The 18,895-nt window shown below is 56.7% G+C and carries 18 protein-coding genes (1 of these 18 running past the window's edge); 11 read left to right on the forward strand and 7 right to left on the reverse strand.

The annotated features are described in order from the left end of the window. The 6 genes from WA429_RS01625 to WA429_RS01650 form a co-directional block, all read left to right on the forward strand. Nucleotides 1-332, forward strand: the final stretch of a protein-coding gene (locus WA429_RS01625) for an extracellular solute-binding protein (protein ID WP_443082673.1). It extends 1,279 nt beyond the left edge of the window; 332 of the gene's 1,611 nt are visible here — the last part of the coding sequence; its start codon lies beyond the left edge, outside the window; the stop codon is at nt 330-332. A 3-nt stretch (nt 333-335) separates the two neighbouring features. After that, on the forward strand, nt 336-1,445 hold the full coding sequence (locus WA429_RS01630) for a microcin C ABC transporter permease YejB (protein ID WP_101248219.1): 1,110 nt from the start codon (nt 336-338) through the stop codon (nt 1,443-1,445). A gap of 2 nt (nt 1,446-1,447) precedes the next feature. After that, nucleotides 1,448-2,479 (forward strand): ABC transporter permease, encoded by a 1,032-nt coding sequence (locus WA429_RS01635; protein ID WP_101248218.1) that lies wholly within the window; start codon nt 1,448-1,450, stop codon nt 2,477-2,479. Nucleotides 2,480-2,491: 12 nt separating this feature from the next. Beyond that, nucleotides 2,492-4,126: an ABC transporter ATP-binding protein gene (locus WA429_RS01640; RefSeq protein WP_287464451.1), complete on the forward strand. Its 1,635-nt coding sequence runs from the start codon at nt 2,492-2,494 to the stop codon at nt 4,124-4,126. Between the two features lie 72 nt (nt 4,127-4,198). Next, entirely contained in the window at nt 4,199-4,891 is a 693-nt protein-coding gene (locus WA429_RS01645; RefSeq protein ID WP_336107144.1) for a hypothetical protein, read from the forward strand. 680 nt (nt 4,892-5,571) lie between these two features. Then, on the forward strand, nt 5,572-6,243 hold the full coding sequence (locus tag WA429_RS01650) for a LysE family translocator (RefSeq protein WP_287464449.1): 672 nt from the start codon (nt 5,572-5,574) through the stop codon (nt 6,241-6,243). 320 nt (nt 6,244-6,563) lie between these two features. Here WA429_RS01650 and WA429_RS01655 read toward each other — a convergent pair whose 3' ends face one another. From WA429_RS01655 to WA429_RS01665, 3 genes are all read right to left on the reverse strand, one after another. Further along, nucleotides 6,564-6,911, reverse strand: a complete 348-nt coding sequence (locus tag WA429_RS01655) for a MarR family transcriptional regulator (RefSeq protein ID WP_101248215.1) — start codon at nt 6,909-6,911, stop codon at nt 6,564-6,566. A 240-nt stretch (nt 6,912-7,151) separates the two neighbouring features. Then, the gene (locus tag WA429_RS01660; protein ID WP_287464448.1) at nt 7,152-8,552 is read right to left on the reverse strand and encodes a leucyl aminopeptidase family protein; all 1,401 of its coding nucleotides are present in this window, start codon (nt 8,550-8,552) and stop codon (nt 7,152-7,154) included. 599 nt (nt 8,553-9,151) lie between these two features. Beyond that, nucleotides 9,152-10,135 (reverse strand): alpha/beta hydrolase, encoded by a 984-nt coding sequence (locus tag WA429_RS01665; protein ID WP_287464447.1) that lies wholly within the window; start codon nt 10,133-10,135, stop codon nt 9,152-9,154. 189 nt (nt 10,136-10,324) lie between these two features. Between WA429_RS01665 and WA429_RS01670 the strand changes: the two genes are divergently transcribed. The 3 genes from WA429_RS01670 to WA429_RS01680 are packed head-to-tail and all read left to right on the forward strand — an operon-like array spanning nt 10,325 to nt 11,986. Next, nucleotides 10,325-10,984 (forward strand): glutathione S-transferase family protein, encoded by a 660-nt coding sequence (locus WA429_RS01670; RefSeq protein WP_287464446.1) that lies wholly within the window; start codon nt 10,325-10,327, stop codon nt 10,982-10,984. Between the two features lie 3 nt (nt 10,985-10,987). Next, nucleotides 10,988-11,623 (forward strand): uracil-DNA glycosylase family protein, encoded by a 636-nt coding sequence (locus tag WA429_RS01675; protein WP_287464445.1) that lies wholly within the window; start codon nt 10,988-10,990, stop codon nt 11,621-11,623. Next, nucleotides 11,624-11,986 carry a 4a-hydroxytetrahydrobiopterin dehydratase gene (locus WA429_RS01680; protein WP_287464444.1) on the forward strand — a complete coding sequence of 121 codons (363 nt, stop codon included), beginning with the start codon at nt 11,624-11,626 and terminating at the stop codon, nt 11,984-11,986. Between the two features lie 92 nt (nt 11,987-12,078). On the opposite strand, the gene WA429_RS01685 is transcribed toward WA429_RS01680, so the two are convergent. The 4 genes from WA429_RS01685 to WA429_RS01700 all read right to left on the reverse strand — a co-directional run bounded on the left by WA429_RS01685 (nt 12,079) and on the right by WA429_RS01700 (nt 15,922). Then, complete coding sequence (locus WA429_RS01685) at nt 12,079-12,840, reverse strand: SDR family NAD(P)-dependent oxidoreductase (RefSeq protein WP_287464443.1); 762 nt, start codon at nt 12,838-12,840, stop codon at nt 12,079-12,081. 127 nt (nt 12,841-12,967) lie between these two features. Then, nucleotides 12,968-13,912 (reverse strand): DMT family transporter, encoded by a 945-nt coding sequence (locus tag WA429_RS01690; RefSeq protein WP_287464442.1) that lies wholly within the window; start codon nt 13,910-13,912, stop codon nt 12,968-12,970. 41 nt (nt 13,913-13,953) lie between these two features. Next, nucleotides 13,954-14,898 carry a DMT family transporter gene (locus WA429_RS01695; RefSeq protein WP_287464441.1) on the reverse strand — a complete coding sequence of 315 codons (945 nt, stop codon included), beginning with the start codon at nt 14,896-14,898 and terminating at the stop codon, nt 13,954-13,956. Then, complete coding sequence (locus WA429_RS01700; protein ID WP_287464440.1) at nt 14,891-15,922, reverse strand: DMT family transporter; 1,032 nt, start codon at nt 15,920-15,922, stop codon at nt 14,891-14,893. The genes WA429_RS01695 and WA429_RS01700 overlap by 8 nt, the downstream gene beginning before the upstream one ends. A 167-nt stretch (nt 15,923-16,089) precedes the next feature. Between WA429_RS01700 and WA429_RS01705 the strand changes: the two genes are divergently transcribed. Both WA429_RS01705 and WA429_RS01710 read left to right on the forward strand, forming a co-directional pair. After that, entirely contained in the window at nt 16,090-16,551 is a 462-nt protein-coding gene (locus WA429_RS01705) for an Lrp/AsnC family transcriptional regulator (protein WP_101248208.1), read from the forward strand. Between the two features lie 143 nt (nt 16,552-16,694). Further along, nucleotides 16,695-18,770 carry a potassium/proton antiporter gene (locus WA429_RS01710; protein ID WP_287464439.1) on the forward strand — a complete coding sequence of 692 codons (2,076 nt, stop codon included), beginning with the start codon at nt 16,695-16,697 and terminating at the stop codon, nt 18,768-18,770. The last annotated feature ends 125 nt before the right edge of the window (nt 18,771-18,895 follow it).

The raw sequence follows: 18,895 nt of genomic DNA on the forward strand, positions 1-18,895 counted from the left end.
GCAATGAACAGCGCGTCTTCTGGTCAAGCGAGGCCGCCGATCAGCCCGGCAGCCGCAATTTCGCCGGCATCAAAAACCCGGTCGTCGATGCGATGGTCGATAAGGTCGCAACTGCTGACAGCTGGCACGAACTGGTCACCGCGACCCATGCGCTCGATCGGGTGTTGCTGTGGGGCTATTACGTGATCCCGCAATATTACCTTGGCGGGGACAGGCTGGCCTGGTGGAACATCTTTGGTCGGCCCGATACCGTCCCGCTGAAGGGCGAGTCGGTCATGCGCTGGTGGATTGATCCGCAAAAAGCCGCAAAACTGCCGATGGGGGGGAACTAGACCATGCTGAACTATATCCTGCGGCGTCTTCTTCTGATCCCGGTCACGCTGTTTGGCATCATGTTGCTAAACTTCGTGATTATCCAATTCGCACCTGGCGGCCCGGTCGAACAGGTCATCGCCCAGCTTCAGGGCACCGACGTTTCATCAACCGCGCGCATCACCAATCAGGGGGGCGACAGCGGTGGGTCATCCTCATCCGGGGCCGGGAACAATTTCTCCTCGACCTCCAGCTACCGTGGCGCTCAGGGGCTTGATCCCGAAATCATCAAACAGCTCGAAGTCCAGTTCGGTTTTGACAAACCGGCCCATGAACGGTTCTGGATGATGATGAAGAACTATCTGACCTTCGATTTCGGCCAAAGCTATTTTCAGGATCGCGATGTTGTCGATATCGTGCTCGATAAAATGCCGGTGTCGATATCACTCGGGCTTTGGTCGACATTGATCATCTATATCATTTCCGTGCCGCTTGGCGTTGCCAAGGCGGTGCGTGACGGATCAAGTTTCGATATCTGGACGTCGGCGGCCATCATTGTCGGCTATGCCATTCCGGGTTTCCTGTTTGCGGTGATGCTGATTGTCGTCTTTGCCGGGGGGACCTATTTCGACTGGTTCCCGTTGCGCGGTTTGACGTCATCGAACTTTGATGAATTGTCGCTTCTGGGCAAGATCGGCGATTATTTCTGGCATCTGACGTTGCCGATCATTGCCCTGACCATCGGGGGCTTTACGACCCTGACCATGCTGACCAAAAACTCGTTCCTTGATGAAATCAACAAGCAATATGTCGTCACTGCGCGGGCCAAGGGCCTGACAGAACGGCGTGTGCTGTATGGCCACGTCTTTCGCAATGCCATGTTGCTGGTTATTGCCGGTTTTCCGAGTGCCCTGGTCGGGTTGCTGTTTACCGGATCGGTCCTGATCGAAGTGATCTTCTCGCTCGACGGGTTGGGTCTTCTTGGCTTTAACGCCGTGATGACGCGTGACTATCCGGTGATGTTTGCGACCCTGTATTTCTTCACGCTGTTCGGGCTGGTGCTGAACCTGATCAGCGACCTGAGTTATCATTTCGTCGATCCGCGCATCGACTTTGAAGCGCGGGAGAATTGATCATGACATTGATGGCCCTTTCTCCTCTTAACAAACGTCGTCTTGCGAATTTCAAGGCCAACAAGCGCGGCTACTGGTCGCTTGTGATCTTTACGATCCTGTTTGTGATCTGCCTGTTTGCCGAACTGCTTGCCAATGACAAGCCGATCTTCGTCAAATATGACGATAACTGGTACATGCCGATCTTTTCCGACCATCCGGAAACCACCTATGGCGGGGATTTCGATGTCGAGACCGATTTCTATGATCCCTATATTCAGGGCAAGATCGACCATCACGGCTTTGCCATCTGGCCGCTGATCCCGTTTTCCTATTCGACCATCGATTTCGAAATGCGCGAACCGCAACCCGCACCGCCATCTTCGCGCCACTTGCTGGGCACCGATGAATTGGGGCGCGATGTTCTTGCGCGGCTGATTTACGGTTTCCGGATTTCGATCCTGTTTGGTCTGGCGCTGACCGCGGTCAGTTCGGTCATCGGGATCGCCGCCGGTGCGGTGCAGGGCTATTTTGGCGGCTGGGTCGATCTTGGGTTCCAGCGCGTGATCGAAATCTGGTCGGGCCTGCCACAGCTGTTCATTCTGATCATTCTGGCCAGCCTGTTTGCACCGGGCTTCTGGACGCTTTTGTTCATCCTTGTGCTGTTTAGCTGGATGAGTTTGACCGGACTTGTCCGTGCCGAATTCCTGCGGGCGCGTAACTTTGAATATGTGCGCGCGGCCAAGGCACTTGGCATGACCGATTACCGGATCATGTATCGCCATGTCCTGCCCAACGCCATGGTGGCGACCATTACCTTCCTGCCCTTTGTGCTTAACGGGTCGATTGTCGCGCTGACGTCACTCGACTTCCTGTCGCTGGGCATGCCGCCGGGGTCGCCGTCGCTGGGTGAATTGCTGTCACAGGGCAAAAACAACCTGCAGGCACCCTGGCTTGGCATGACGGCTTTCTTTGCGATTGCCATCATGCTCAGTCTTTTGATTTTCATCGGCGAAGCAGTCCGCGATGCCTTTGATCCGCGCAAGACATTTTAGGGGACCTGAACCATGACAGATCAATCCGTCCATCAGCCGCTCCTTGATGTCAGCAACCTTTCGGTCAATTTCGGCAATGTGCAGGCCGTCAAGGGCGTGTCCTTTTCCATGGCGCGTGGCGAAACCATGGCACTGGTTGGCGAAAGCGGATCGGGCAAATCGGTAACCGCGCTTTCGATCCTGCAATTGCTGCCGTATCCGCGTGCCAGCCACCCGTCCGGCTCCATCACCTTTGACGGGCATGAACTGGTCGGGGCCGACAAACGGACCCTGCGCGAAATCCGGGGCAATCGGATTTCGATGATCTTTCAGGAGCCGATGACATCTCTTAATCCGCTCCATAACATCGAAAAACAGATCGGCGAGGTGCTGTTGCTCCACAAGGGACTGCGCGGTGCAAAGGCGCGTGCACGCATTCTCGAACTGCTTGATCTGGTGGGCATTCCCGATCCGAAATCACGGCTCAAGGCCCTTCCGCATGAACTTTCCGGCGGTCAGCGCCAGCGCGTGATGATCGCCATGGCGCTTGCCAATGAACCGGAATTGCTGATTGCCGATGAACCGACCACGGCCCTGGACGTTACCATTCAGGCCCAGATCCTTGAACTACTTCAGGATTTGCAAAACAAGCTTGGCATGGCGCTGTTGCTGATTACCCATGATCTGCAAATCGTGCAGAAAATGGCCAAAAGCATCTGTGTCATGAAGGATGGCGAAATTGTCGAACGCGGGGTCGGGCACAGCCTGTTTGACAATCCCAAGCATCCCTATACCAAAAAGCTGCTTTCGGCGGTGCCAAGCGGTTCGGCACCACCCTTGCCCGAAAATGCCGCCGATCTTCTGGAAACCAGCAACATTCACGTGCGGTTCCCGATTGGCCGCAAGGGTATTCTGGGGCGTCCGGAACGCTATCTTGATGCGGTCGATCAGATATCCCTGACCCTTAAACAGGGTGAAACACTTGGCATTGTCGGGGAAAGCGGATCGGGCAAGACCACCCTTGCCATGGCGATCCTGCGTCTTTTGAAATCGGATGGGGATATCCGGTTTGGCGGACAGGATATTCGCAAATATGCCGGTGCGGATTTGCGCAAATTGCGCCGTGACATGCAGGTGGTGTTTCAGGACCCGTTCGGATCGCTCAGCCCGCGCATGTCGATTGCCCAGATCGTTGGCGAGGGGCTTGAAATTCACGAGCCCGATCTGACAATTGCCGAACGCGAAGCCCGCATTGCCGAAGCCCTGCAAGAAGTCGATCTGCCGCAAAATGCGATGGATCGTTATCCCCATGAATTCTCTGGCGGACAGCGCCAGCGCATTTCGATTGCACGCGCATTGGTCCTAAAACCGCGTTTCATCGTACTTGATGAACCGACATCGGCACTTGATATGTCAGTACAGGCCCAGATTGTCGAATTGCTGCGGGACCTGCAGGCGCGCCACAAAATGGCTTATCTGTTTATCAGCCATGATTTGCGCGTGGTTCGCGCCCTGTCACACCGTGTGATGGTCATGCAAGGCGGCAAACTGGTCGAAAGCGGGGCGGCGGCGGATGTGTTTGATCGTCCGCAACAGCCCTATACCAAGGCATTGTTGGCCGCGGCACTCGATCTTAAGGCTGCCGGGGCAGAATTTGTCAGTAAGTGATCGCGACATTTCGCCATCAGACATGTTACAACAGTGTCAGAAAAGGGAATGATAACAGGGTGGTAAGTCATCATGCTTGCGCGCAGGAGCAACCGGTCAAACGTTAATCGCCTATGGGATACGGCCTTTTGGGCAATGATATCCCTTGCGCTGTTTGCGTTTGTTTCCCTGTCGGGCCCGGCACTTGCCAGCAGTGAAAAGACCGACGCCAAGGAATCCGAAGAACCGGCCAATGCCGAACCGGAAATCCCCGAAACCGTCATTGTACCCGATCCGGTTTCATTGACGGTTTTGCTGCCTAAAAGCGGTGCGATCCGCCAGATCGTTTTCCATATCTGGCTGGAAGCCCAAAGCAGGGAAGCCGTGCCGCTGATCGAACATAACCTGCCAAAGATCATCAATGGTTTCCTCGTTGATCTGCAACGTCTGATGTATCGCGATACCAAGCAACGGTTTGAAACCCGTCCGGCGGGCAAGCGGTCCTTCAAATATAGCGGCCCGGCATTGCTGCCCCCGCCGCCACCCAAAACCGAAGAAGAACTTGCCGCCGAGGCCGACGCAATCGAAGCCGCCAAGGAAAAGGGCGAGCAAATCGTTCCCGAGCCGCCCTTCAGCCCGTTTGCGCCGGTTACCAATCGCTATTTCGCAGCCCTCCAGAACAAGCTTCTGCGTACCGGGCAAAGCTTCCTGCCGCCTGATACCCTGCGCTCGGTGCAGGTCCGGATGTTCTATGATCACTGGCCGGGTGACGCCCAAAAACGCTAGGCGGGGGCTGTCCTGTGATGTGCCTGCTTTGCGTTACCCGTCACCGCCATCAAAGGGGGTGGGGCAATGCCTCGGCCTGTCTCATCTCGCCTGCCAGATACGTGTCTCTGCCGCCGGTGTGCCCCGATCCTGATCACTGATGCTGTGGGATGGAATAAGGTGCGGCTCGTACCTGCATGATCCTCAACTGGTTGCGACGTTACGCCATTACCCTTGATCGCAATCCGCCCCGATCGTGACTGCGTGTTGACCTGTGCCGGATAGCAACGGCATTCCTGTGTCGGGCCCACTTCCAGACAAACCGGAACAGGCAGCGGTCGTGATCGTGTGATCGTGTGACCGTGATTTGCAAAACATCGCCCATATGCCTCCCTCCACCGTCCACCGTCCACCGTCCACCGTCCACCGTCCAATTTCCGTCTCCCGCCTCTGGCCTCAGGCAACAGGCCATCAAGCTCCCCTCTTCCTCCTTCACGGCTTTCCTGGACGCCTCAAGCACCCCGTATTGGCCCTTCGCGGTATTGCCGTGGCATGCATGGCCCCGGGGGTGTCTGTGGCAGCGCGTCTTGTCTGCCACATCTGGCGTGCGCCGACGGACGCATGGGGCGATTGCGCAGGATGCAATTGTGTGACCGGCCCGCTGTGCTATTCCGGTGCAAGCAATTTAGCGGAGCCCCACCATGTCGTTCGAAATCTGGCTGAGTTTTACTGTCCTTGTCTTTCTGATGGTCCTGACACCGGGCCCCAGTATTCTGATCGGCATGTCTCACGCCTTGCGCTATGGCGCGCGTCCAACCCTGATGACCGCCCTTGGGGATGTCAGCGCCAACATGATCCAGATGGTGATTGCGGCTGTCGGGTTGGGGGCGGTTCTTGCAACATCGGCAGCCGCCTTTGCAGTGGTGAAATGGTGCGGTGTTGCTTTCCTACTGGTCATCGGTTTGATGTCATTCTTTCGCAAGTCCCCGAAAAACAAGGACCAAACCGGTATCGAAATAAAAAATACCGGTGTTTATGAGCTGGTCAGCAGGCGCAAGCTGTTCCGCGAAGGCTTCCTTGTTGCCGCTGGCAATCCCAAGGCAATTGCCTTTTTCGGGGCATTGTTCCCGCAATTTGTCGACCCGACGGCACCGCTTGCACCACAATTGCTGATCCTGGGGGCAACCTTTGTGGTTCTTGATTACACTTTCGTAATGATTTACGCGATGGGGGCCGCGCGGATCATGCCCTGGCTGATCAGACGCGGCGGCACAAATGTCATTGCGCGTGTCTCTGGTGGCATTTTGATCATCGCAGCCGGGCTTTTATCGCTGATCGAGATGCCCGAAAGTGTCGCGGGCACCCGTCACTGATCATTGGCATTGTGATCTGTGTGTTCGGGTATCTGCGATGTGTGGGATGAGTTCCGTCTGACCGATCTGCCTGCAACAATCTGTTATCATTGATAAAAACGCGCCGGGCCAATATGACGTAAAAGGACGCCATACAAACCGACTGGTCTGTATATAGCGTGTTTTCGCCATATCAGATGATGCGGATGTAAAATGGGGAAGGGATCTTGTCCTAAATGCCGGTTCTTGGTTTCGGCGACCCCGAATGTCATTCATGACCTAGCATGACCGGGGTTTTTGATCGATGATCTGGCGGTGTTTTACCGGCCAGTGTGATCAGGTCATTCGGTTTCCTTGCCCGCCGAAACGATGATATCGCCAAATTCACGCAGGAAAACCGATCCCTTGACGGTCCGCTGGATCAGGACAGAACGGCGGTCTTCTTCGTCGACCTTGCGTTTGACCATGCCAAGCGAACTCAGGCGGTCCAGTGCACGGGTAATTGCGGGTTTGGAGATGTTCAGGGCTTCTGACAGGCCGCGCACTGTATGCGGGGCAGGGGTCAGGTAAACATTAAGCAACAAGGCCATTTGCCGGGCAGAAAGATCGGGTGAATCCCGACGCACACTTTCTACAATCGCGATACGCCAAAGGTCGAGCGCCTGAGACGGTTTGATCTCGATCGACATGCTTGTGCCTAACAATTAATTTGTTACGAATACGTAATCTGTCTACCTGACGGTTGCGCATATGTCAAAGGTCTTATTGGGAAATATGCAGCCCGATGCTTTTTTGCTCTGGGTTGAAACGGTCGCGCGGCCACCCGTTTTCGGGCTGTAAGCCAGGGATCACAAAGCATGAAGGTAATATGCCCGTGATCCCTGATCCGTGCGGTGGCAACAATCGTTGCCGATGGTTTTTATGATTGTTTACTTACCGAAACGATCTTCGATCAGCTTGAAAGCAGCGCGAATTCCCTGGGCTTCGCCACCGGTCGGGCGACCCGGACGGTCGGTCGGGTTCCAGGCCATCAGATCGATATGTGCCCAGCTTTTTGCACCTTCGGCAAAGCGGTCCAGGAACAGGGCGGCAATGATCGCCCCGCCAAACGGTGATCCGGAAATGTTGTTCATGTCGGCAGCCTTGCTATCAAGCTGGCTGCGGTAATCATCCCACAGCGGCAGACGCCACAACGGATCGTTCAGCGCCAACCCGTTTTCCATAAGCCCGTTGGCCAGATCATCATCATTGGAAAACAGTGCCGGCAGGCCAAGACCAAGTGCAACGCGCGCCGCCCCGGTCAGGGTGGCAAAATCAAGCAGCATTTCCGGATCTTCTGCCGCGGCAAGGGTCAGTGCATCGGACAGGACAAGACGGCCTTCGGCGTCGGTATTGCCGACCTCGACCGTGATGCCCTTGCGGGTTTGCAAAATGTCACTCGGGCGATAGGCGCGACCCGAAACCATGTTTTCGACTGCCGGGATCAGAACGCGCAAACGCACCGGAAGCTTGGCCGCCATGATCATCCGCGCAAGGCCAAGAACCTGTGCCGAACCCCCCATATCCTTTTTCATCAAAAGCATGTTGCTGGACGGCTTAAGGTCATAGCCACCGGTGTCAAAGCACACGCCCTTGCCAACCAGGGTGATTTTCGGTGCATTTTCATCGCCCCAGACAAGATCAATCAGGCGCGGTTCGCGGTCGCTGCCATGACCGACCGTGTGAATGGCCGGGAAGTTCTGTTTCAAAAGCTCTTCACCGACAATCGCACTGACCTTGGCGCCGAACTCTTCGCCCAGTGTCCGTGCCGCGGCTTCAAGTTCGGCCGGGCCCATGTCATTGGCCGGAATATTGATCAGATCACGGGCAAGCCCGATGCCGCGCGCGACATTTTCCGCACGCTTGGTGGCGTCGTTGTCGTGCAGGGCGATTTTGGCGCGCTTGTCCTTTTTGCCGTCATCCTTGCGATACCGGTCAAAGTGATATCCGCCAAGATAAAGACCAAGGGCTGCCTTTTCATAAAGGGCCGCATTGTCTGAAATGCTGGCCGAAAGGCCATAAACACCTTCGGGAAGGCTGGTCGGAAGCCCGGCAAAATCCCAGATCGCCTTGGCATCATCGACATAACCGATCAGGACCGATCCAAACGCCCCGTTGGTGCCGGGCAGGGCAAGCTGCGTACCGCGCTTTGCCTCATAGCCGTTTGCCGCCACCCAGGCCTTGGTGCTTTCGGACTGATCCGAAAGCCAGCTTTGGAAATCGCCCTCGGCAATCGGGGTGATGGTGATCGGGTTTGTGGAATGATCGCGTGCGATAATGTGGTCGAACAATTTCAGACTTCCCTGCTGGTGACATGCGACGGGTGATGGCTGACAGATTTGCGGGCACAGCCCGGCTGTCAGAACAAGATATGTGTCGCGATCTTAAGGCTGCCACCGTCACAGGGCAATTCCAGAAAACAAAACCCCGCCAGCCCGATTGAACAGATCCATCCGATCAGGCCGACCGCCGGCATTGGGCCCGTTGGCCCCATCGGTCATATCGGGCGCGGGGGTGCAACGATGACAATCATGGTTGCCTGCACAAAGTGACCCTTCGGCGGTTGGGCGATCATGCTGCCACGCCGCAACCCCGCAAAGCCGAAGCGCCGTAATGCCGTAATGCGGCGACGCGGTCATGCAGCCCCCAGTCCCCCGGTATCCGCCACGCCTCTCGCTCCTGCCGCGCCTTTCGCACCGATTGAGCTTCTCACGCTTTTTGCTCTCACCGCGTTTTTGGCCGCGGTTGAGCCGCCCACGCCTCTCGAGCTCCCCGCGCTTTTCGCACTGGTTGAGTCTTTTGCGCCTGATGCACTCACCGCGTTTTTCGCCGCGGTTGAGCTTCTCGCGTCCGATGCGCCACTCACGCCGCTTGCGTTTGCCGTTGCCTGTTACGGGGTCTCGCGCGGGGTCATGGCCATTTCGATTGCCCGATACATCGTGATCGGCTTGGCGGTATGGTGGTTGGTGCGATCAAGCACCGAGAAATCCAGATCGATCTTGGCACTGCTATCACGCGCGATCAGGGCCGCCAATGCGCGGGCATTATCGACCATGGCATTGATCTTTTTCCATTTAAGGCGCCGTTCCTGATGATCTGAGGGAAGGCGCATCTTGTCCCATGCTGTCAGGTCCGACTCATCGGCCCCGACCGTGATCATGACCGGTATTGGCCGGGCCGGTGCGAAATCGGGATTGGCAATCAGATCGCGGATTTCGTCAAACCGTTGCGGCCGGTTAAACCAAAGCGACGGGCTGACCGCGACATAGGCATCAAACGCATCGGGCCGGGTGGCAAGCGTGTGCAACACCATCATCCCGCCAAGTGAATGCCCAAACAGGGTTTCGCGATCCGGATCAATGGCATATTGCGCGGCGATGAACGGTTTGAATTCCGTCATCACCGCATCAAGGTAAATATCCCCGCCGCCCAGTTTCGGCCATTCAAGCATATTGGGCCGTTCATGAAGCTCATAGGTTTCGGCAAACGGGGTGAAATCATACATCCGCTGGTCATTGCTGTGCGCGCCGGGCATTTCGGCAAAGGCAACAATCATCGGGGCGCTGAGTTTGTATCTTGCGCCAAGAACACCGGCCTGTGCGGCAAATTCGGCAAAGGCCGTGATCGATGTTTCCCCGTCAAAGCTGTAAATCACCGGAAACCCGTCTTTGGGCGCATCATGATCGGGTTTCCAGACCAGAAGCCGCATGTCACGGCCCAAAAGATCCGAATGCACCACATGTTCATAAATCACCTCGGTCGGGGCCATGATGGTTGGTGCTTTGGGCTGGTCATCGGCAATTGCCATACCTGCATGGACAACACCAAACAGCGACGCGGCGGTAAAGACAAATCGACGAAGTGATACCGGCATAAAGCCCCCTGAACCAGATGATGCATACGGGGCAAACTGAAATGATGCCGCCTCTGATCTTTACGACGTCCGGGGCATCAAAAACGGTAAATCAAATTCCCGAGATGGGCTTGAACCCGAAATCCAAACACCCGATAGTTCCGGTGTCCCGGCCACGGGATCATCGTCCCCGAACAGAAAGACATCATCATGGAAACGCGCCCCGTTCTTTATATCGGCAACAAGAATTACTCATCCTGGTCGCTGCGCGCATGGCTCGGCCTCAAAGTGGCCGGGATCGATTTCGAAGAACGGCTGGTACCGCTGCGAACCGATGAATGGGCGGCAAAGGCCCCGGTCTTTTCGCCGACGGCCAAAGTCCCGGCATTTTATGATGGCACCAAAACCATCTGGGAGGCCCTGGGCATTCTTGAATATATCGCCGATAGCCGCCCGGACACCTTGCTATGGCCGCTTGATATCGATGTGCGCGCGATTGCGCGGGCGGTGTCGCTTGAAATGCATGGCGGGTTTTCTGCCCTTCGCACCCATATGCCGATGAATTGCCGCCAAAGCCTGCCGGGGCTGGGGCGGGCAGATGGCGTGGACACGGACATTGCCCGCATCGCCGGGATTTTCAAAATGTGCCGCACGCAATATGGGCAGGGCGGGGATTTCCTGTTTGGCGATTTTTCGATTGCCGATGCGATGTATGCCCCGGTGGTAACACGGTTCAAAACCTATGGCGTCGATCTTGACCCGGTTGGCAATGCCTATATGCAGGCGATCCTTGATCTGCCTGCGATGAAGGAATGGTACGCCGATGCCGCCGCCGAGGAATGGGTGATCCAAGAGTCCGAGGTCAAATAACCCATGCCCGGTCTGCGTGGTGATTTGCCAGAAATTGACCCGCCGGGCGGGGATCGGGCACTTGATGCGCTGTTGTCCGATGTGCGGGCATGCCGCATCTGTGCCGACGCATTGCCGTTGGGACCGCGTCCGGTGATCCGCATGGCAAAGGGCGCCCGCATTCTGATCATCGGGCAGGCCCCGGGCACCCGGGTTCATGAAACCGGTCTGCCCTGGAATGATGCGTCCGGTGATCGGTTGCGTGACTGGCTTGATCTGTCAGTCGATGATTTTTATGACCCGGCAAAGCTTGCGATCATGCCGATGGGCTTTTGTTATCCGGGCCGGTTTGAGCGCGGCGGGGATTTGCCACCCCGACCCGAATGTGCACCGGCCTGGCATCGTGCATTGCTGGATCATATGCCTGATATCGAATTGACCCTGCTGATCGGGCAATATGCGCAAAGCTACTATCTGGGGCGACAGCGGGCCAAAACCATGACCGAAACCGTGCATCGCTTTGCCGATTATCTGCCCGACAATCTGTTGCCGATGCCCCATCCAAGCTGGCGCAACACCGCCTGGATGAAAAAGAACCCGTGGTTCGAAGCCGATCTTTTGCCGGTCTTGCGTGACCGTGTGCATCATCTGTTGGGTTAGATGGCCTTTTATGGTCTGATACCGCAAGGTTTTACCGGTCACCATGCCGGAAAACAGTCAGGAGGCAACGATATGAAAAAACTTGAAAAATCCGCCATCGAAACGGCGCTGAAATCCCTGAAGGACTGGCAGCTTGCCAAAGACGGGCTGTCAATCGAACGGACCTTCAAATTTGGCGATTTCAATGCGGCCTTCGGTTTCATGACCCGGGTCGCCCTGATGGCGGACAAGATGGATCACCATCCCGAATGGTTCAATGTCTATAACAAGGTCGCGGTGACCCTGACCACCCATGACGCCGGCGGTGTCACGCAAAAGGACATTGATCTGGCAAGTTTCTGTGACAAGGCATCGGGCCAGTAGGCGCCTGAAAACGAAAACACCCTGCCGGTGGGGGACGGCAGGGTGCATGTGGCTGCGGTGATTGGAGCATATCCGGAACCGGTTATGCGGGACTATTTCGGTTCCAGTCGTACCGCGCCATCAATCCGGATGGTCTCGCCATTGATCATTTCATTTTCACAGATATGCATCGCCAACCGGCCATATTCCGCCGGATCGCCCAGACGTTTGGGGAACGGTGTATTGGCTGCAAGGCTTTCCTGAACCTCGTCGGGAAGTCCCATCAACATCGGCGTGCCAAACAGGCCGGGCGCAATCGATGCGACCCGAATGCCGTGGCGGGCAAGTTCGCGCGCCGCCGGCAAGGTCAGGGACGCCACCCCGCCCTTCGATGCGGCATAGGCCGCCTGTCCGATCTGCCCTTCAAAGGCGGCGATGGATGCGGTGTTGATGATCACGCCACGTTCACCACTGGCCGACGGGTCATTGTTGCTCATGGCGTTTGCCACAACCCGCATCATGTTGAATGTGCCAATCAAATTGACATTGATCACGCGCGCAAAGGCCGCAAGATCGGCCGGTCCTTCGCGTCCGACAATGCGTTCGCCATGCACGATCCCGGCGCAATTGACCAGAATGGACGGTGTGCCGACCGACGCAACCACATCAGACACCGCCTTTTCGACACTGACGGCATCGGACACATCAACGCCAAATCCGACACCATCAAGCTTTTCTGCGGTGGCCTTCGCCCCGGCTTCGTTCAGATCAAAGGCAACAATTTTCGCCCCGGCCCCGGCCAGAACGGCGGCCGTCGCCGCACCAAGCCCCGATGCCGCCCCGGTTACAATGGCGATGGAACCCTTGATCTGCATGGCGTGAAGCCTCCCGTTTTTTTGATGATTTCACTTAATCTGGTATTCCTATACCAAATTATATCTTTAACGGGCAAGGCTATTCTGTCACCCCATTTTGGCGGTGCGGGAATCGTGTGAAACCGGGTTATTTGCGCGGGATTGTTTCGCCCTGCGGGTCCTGGGCCGGGATGGTCACGCTGTTGTCATTGGCCATTTTACGCGCAAGTTTGCGTTCACGCAGGGCAACATAAATTGCCGCCCCGATAATCATCGCCCCGCCCGGAATGATCCAGATATCGGGCACTTCGCCAAACAGGATCAGGGCAAGGATGGCGATAATCGGCAATCGCAAATAGGAAAACCCGACAAAGAAGCTGTAATCGGCAAGCTGCAATGCCTTGACGTTACAGATCTGCATCACATTCATCATCAGGGCCGCTACCGCCATCAGGCCGATGGCCGTCCAGCTTGGCGTCTGCCAGACAAAAAGTGCCGGGATCAATGACACCGGGGTCGTAATCACCATCAGATAAAACAACAGCGACGTGGTGCTTTCGGTGCTGACCAGTTGCTTGGTGATCATCCCGGCACAGGCCATGCACATGGCCGCCGCAATTGGGAAAAGACTGGCCGGTTGCATGGCATCGGTTCCGGGCTGAATGATCAGTCCCACCCCGACAAAACCGATCACAACCGCAAGCCAGCGGTGAATACGCACCGTCTCGCGCAGGACAAGGGCCGCCAGAATGGTGCCAAAAAGCGGCACGGTGAAATTAAGCGTCGTCGCCTCGGCCAGCGGCAGATACAGCACGGCCATGAACCACAAACTCATCTCGGCGGCTGACAGAACCCCGCGCACCCCGAATAAGGGCAAGCGCCTGGTGACAAGGGTTGCGACCCCGACCTTCATCACCATCGGCACCATCAATAAAAGCCCGAAGGCAAAACGCAGAAACACCGCCTGATAGGGATGGATTTCCGCGGTGGCAAACCGGATGGTCAGGGTAAAACAGGCCGCAAGGACAGCCGCGGCAAGCGCAAAGAAACTGGCCCGGATCGATGCAGGCTGGCCTTCAAACCATGTTGTCACTGAACCGGGCATCATCAGGGAACCTTTGCGTTGGGGGGCGATCAGGATTTGGCTGGTGGCGGGTCAAGATCGCTTGCGGTTGATGACGGGCCGCGCTTGATCCGGTTGGCTTCGCGATTGAGCTTGGCCTCGCGGCGCGCAATGAACAGGGCCGCCCCGATAATCAGTCCCGCACCGGGCACAAGCCAGATTTCGGGCACTTCGCCAAACATCACCAATGCAATCACCAGCACAAAGGGCAGGCGCAAATAATTGAACCCGATGACAAAGCCGTAATCATAAACCCGGAATGCGTTGGTGTTGCAAATCTGGGTGATGTTGGCCATGAACGCCCCCGCCGCCATAAGGCCGATCGCCGTCCAGCTTGGTGTTTGCCAGACAAACAAGGCCGGGATCAGGGTCATCGGCGTGGTCAGGGCCATCATGTAAAGAATGATCGTCGTCGGATTTTCGGTGCGTGACAGTGATTTGATCGTCAATCCCGCACTGGCCATGCAAATTGCTGCTGCAATCGGAAGCAGGCTGGCGACCTGCATGGTTTCGCTGCCCGGGCGGATGATGATCAGGACCCCGCAAAAACCGGCCAGAAGGGCCGCAACCCGGTATCTTCGGATCCGCTCACCCAGAAAAATCGCCGCCAGAACCGTTCCGAACAGCGGCACGGTAAAATTCAATGTCGTTGCCTCGGCCAGCGGCATCACCGCAATCGCGGAAAACCAGAAACTCATTGCCCCCATCGACAGCACGGCGCGCAACACAAACATCGGCAGACGCCTGGTCTTGAGCGGCGCCAGACCGCTTCGAAAAGCCAGGGGCGCAATCAGGATCAGTCCGAACAGATTGCGGAAAAACACCGCCTGAAGCGGATCGATATGTTCGGTGGCAAGTCGGACAAACACCGAAAAGATCGCTGCACTGATCGACGCCATCACCCCAAAGACGGATGCCTGCAAATAAGGGGGAAGGGCGTTGAACCGATCACGCATCGGGTGTTCTTTCCTGTCTGTTGTCGCCGGTATTACTGTGCTGATCGGTATCAGCCGGGCCTTGTTCGGGGCGATCCGGTCTGGTCGCCGGAATGGCTTGCGGATCGGCCGGGGCCGTGGTTGGGACGCGGGCGGCCATCTTGGCACGCTTGGCCAGAACCGCTTCTCGGCGCGCGATATAAAGCGCCGATCCAATAATCAATGCCGCCCCGGCCCAGGTCCAAAGATCAACCACCTCGCCAAACATCACAAAGGCCATGGCCGCGACAAAGGGCAGGCGCAGGAAATCGAAAATCATCACATAGGACTGATCGGCCGTGCGATAGGCCCGCACCAGAAGCTGCTGGCCAGCCGTTCCCGTGACCGCAATCAGCAACATGATGAACAATTGCCACAGGCTCGGCGTTTGCCAGAAATAGATCGCAGGCGGCAGTGACAAGGGCGTCATGACCAGCCCCATCCATGTCACGATGGCATTGGCACTATCGGTACGCGACAGCATTTTGACCGTCGTCATCGCGCACGCCATGAACAGGGTCGCAAAAAGTGCCAGGATCGCACCGGTTTCAAAATCCTGTCCGAACGGGCGGATAATCACCATGGCCCCGACAAAGCCGATGGCAACCGCACTCCAGCGCCGTGCGCGTACTGTTTCGCGTACAATGATCGCAGCCAGCACCGTGGTCAGGATCGGCAGGGTAAAGTTGATCGCAATCACCTGGGCGGCCGGCGTGATCGCAAGCGCGGTAAACAGGCACGACATCGCGCCAAACCCCAATGCCCCGCGCAGGAAATGCAACTTGAACCGTTCGGTTTTCAATCCGCCAAGGCCATTGCCGATCAGCCAGGGTACCATCGGCAACAGGCCGAAAAAGTTGCGGAAAAATGCCGCCTCGAACGGATGAACATCGCGCGTGACATACCGGATAAGCACCGCCATCGCCGCAAAACACAGCGCGGCAGTGATCATCAGCAGGGCGCCCTTAAGGGCTGTGTTGTCGGTGGTGACGCGTGAAAAAACCATTATCCTCAACGAATAAGCGTGATTTTGGAAAAAATCCAGTCTGCACGGCGCGATTTATCATACTAATTGCGCATGGCAGCCCCACCGATTTTGGCGAACAGTTCGCGCAAGCCGGCTTTTCGTGTAAGATCAGGGCCGTCGACAATAATCCATCAGGGGGAAGATAAATGGATGCTATTGATCGCAAATTGATCGACATCCTGCAGGAAGACGCATCGCTGTCCTATTCGGTTTTGGGGACCAAGGTGGGATTGTCGGTTTCTGCGGTGAATGATCGGGTGCGCAAATTGCGCGAACAGGGGGTCATTCAGGCCTATCGCATTGCGGTTGATCCGCAGGCAATCGGCCGCGCACTGACCGCCATGGTCTGGCTTCGCACCGACCCGGCCAAGGGCAACAAGAAACTGGTCAAATCGCTGATCAAGGCCGACGAGGTACTTGAATGTCATCACATGACCGGACGGTTTGATTTTCTGGTCAAATTGCGTTTGCGCGATACCGCCCATCTCGAAAGCTTTGTTTCCGACACGATCAAGGAAATGCCCGGCGTTGTCGAAGTGCTTCCGGAAATTGCCCTGTCGACGGCAAAGGAAACCATGTTTGTTCCGGCTCAACTGGAAAATGACTGATCGGCTTTCATAATTCGGACGAAATTCGGAACTATCTGCTGTGGTGGCATTTCCGGTCATCATTTCCTAAGTATCTGATGCGATATTGCGATGCGAATTGCCGACTGATCCCGTTCTGACATTCCCGACAGAGGAGCCCCAACATGATTGAATCGATGAATCTGGTAATCCTGATTGCATCGATTCTGGTTGTGGTCGCGGTTTTCACAAGCCTTGTCAGTTTCCGGGTCGGCGCGCCTTTGCTGCTGGTGTTTCTGTTTGTCGGCCTTGGTGCCGGTGAAGACGGCATTGGCGGCATCATGTTTGACAATGCGCCGCTGGCCTATTTTATCGGCTCGATCGCGCTTGCCCTGATCCTGTTTGACAGCGGCTTTGAAACCCAGCTTCGAACGTTGAAAATTGCCGCTGCCCCGTCACTGGTACTGGCCACGATCGGGGTGATGATCACGACCTTTGTGATTGGCGGCGTGACCTGGCTGGTGCTCGATGTGCCATGGCTGGTGGCATTGCTGTTCGGGGCGATTGTCAGTTCGACGGACGCCGCGGCGGTGTTTTTCCTGTTGCGGGTTGGCGGGATCAATCTGCGTGATCGTACGCGCAGCACGCTGGAAGTTGAATCGGGTTCGAACGACCCGATGGCGGTGTTTCTGACCATTTCGCTGGTCGAACTGATCATTCTGGGCGGTGGCGACAATATCGCTGTTGAATTGCTGCAACGCTTCATCCTGCAAATCGGGCTTGGCACGGTGTTTGGTGTGGCGGGCGGCTATGCGCTGGTTCAGATGATCAACCGTGTCAAACTTGAACCGGGTCTGGTGCCGATCATTACCATGGCCTGTGCGCTGGCCCTGTTTGGTGCGACCAGTATTCTGGGCGGCAGCGGATTTCTTGCCGTCTATGTCGCCGGTCTGTTTGCCGGCAACAGCAAGATGCATATGAGTGTCGGCGTCCGGCGTTTTCAGCATGTCACCACCTGGCTTGCCCAGATCGCGATGTTTGTCACGCTCGGTCTTCTGGCAACACCATCCGAATTCGGGGCGGTGATTGTTCCGGGTGTGATCCTGGCACTGGTGCTGGTCTTTGTCGCGCGGCCGGTCGCGGTGTGGCTGTGCCTGATGTTCTTTAATTTCTCGCGCAATGATACCGCCTTTATTTCGTGGGTCGGTTTGCGCGGGGCGGTGTCGATCCTGCTTGCCATCGTGCCGATGGTCGAAGGCATCCCCGAAGGCCAGCTTCTGTTTAATACCGCCTTCATCGTCGTGATCACGTCGCTTCTGTTGCAGGGCTGGACGATCCGGCGGGTTGCGAAATGGTTGGGCATTATCGTGCCGCCCCGTCACGGGCCGGTCGATCGTATTGATCTGGAATTGCCGGGCAATGCCAATCAGGAAATCGTGGTCTATCGGGTGCACGAAGCCAGTGCGGTTGCCACCGGTCAGCGCATTCCGCGCTGGGCCCGACCCAGCCTGATTTTGCGCGATGGTGCTTCTTTGCGCCCGCATTCGGCCGGCCATATTCAGGCGGGTGATCAGGTCTATATCATCACCCCGCCGCGCCATGTCGAGCTGCTTGATCAGCTGTTTGCCGGCCCGGCAGAGGGGGCCAATGACATCGACCTGTTTGGCGATTTCAGCTTCCCGCCCGATACCCATATTGCCGATATCGGCCGTCTTTACGGCTTTGCCGTCGACGAAGACGATGCCGAACTGACGGTGGCCGATATCCTCAAACGCGATCTGTCTGGTGATGTCGAACTCGGCGACCGTGTGCCTTACGGAACGGTTGAGCTGATCGTGCGCCGGACCGATGATGAACATGGCGTGATCGAAGTCGGCCTTGCCGTTGAACAGCAAAAAGCCAAACCCAAACGCCGCATTCCGATCTTCCAGTCGCGCGCCGAATTGCTTGAAATCTGGAAAGACTGGCAGAAACGCAAACGCGCGGAAAAGAATGCGGCTTTGACTGCCGGAACCCCGGCCACGGCGCTGCCGACGGATGATCAAGACAGCGATGATGAACTCACCGGTGACCCATCCGAAAACCCGGTTACGGATCCGGATCAGGATGCAAATCCCGATCCGGACCGCGCGTCGAGCCCATCCGACCTCTCGGCACCCGATGACAAATCTAGCGACGCTGCGAAAACACCCGCCCCGACGGCGGCAAAAGACGTCGCAGACACATCATCGACGACCAAGGCACCGGGCAAAAAAGCCTGAAACCGGCCATAAATCACCTTGATCAGTCAGGTGCAGGGAATAGACAAACCTGCACCTGCACCCCGGACCTACACCCGGAACCGGAACCAACCCAACCCGCGCCTCCCTCAACCCACGCCCCATTC

Origin of the sequence: Thalassospira sp. CH_XMU1420-2 (assembly GCF_037029325.1) — a bacterium.
GTDB lineage: Bacteria > Pseudomonadota > Alphaproteobacteria > Rhodospirillales > Thalassospiraceae > Thalassospira > Thalassospira povalilytica.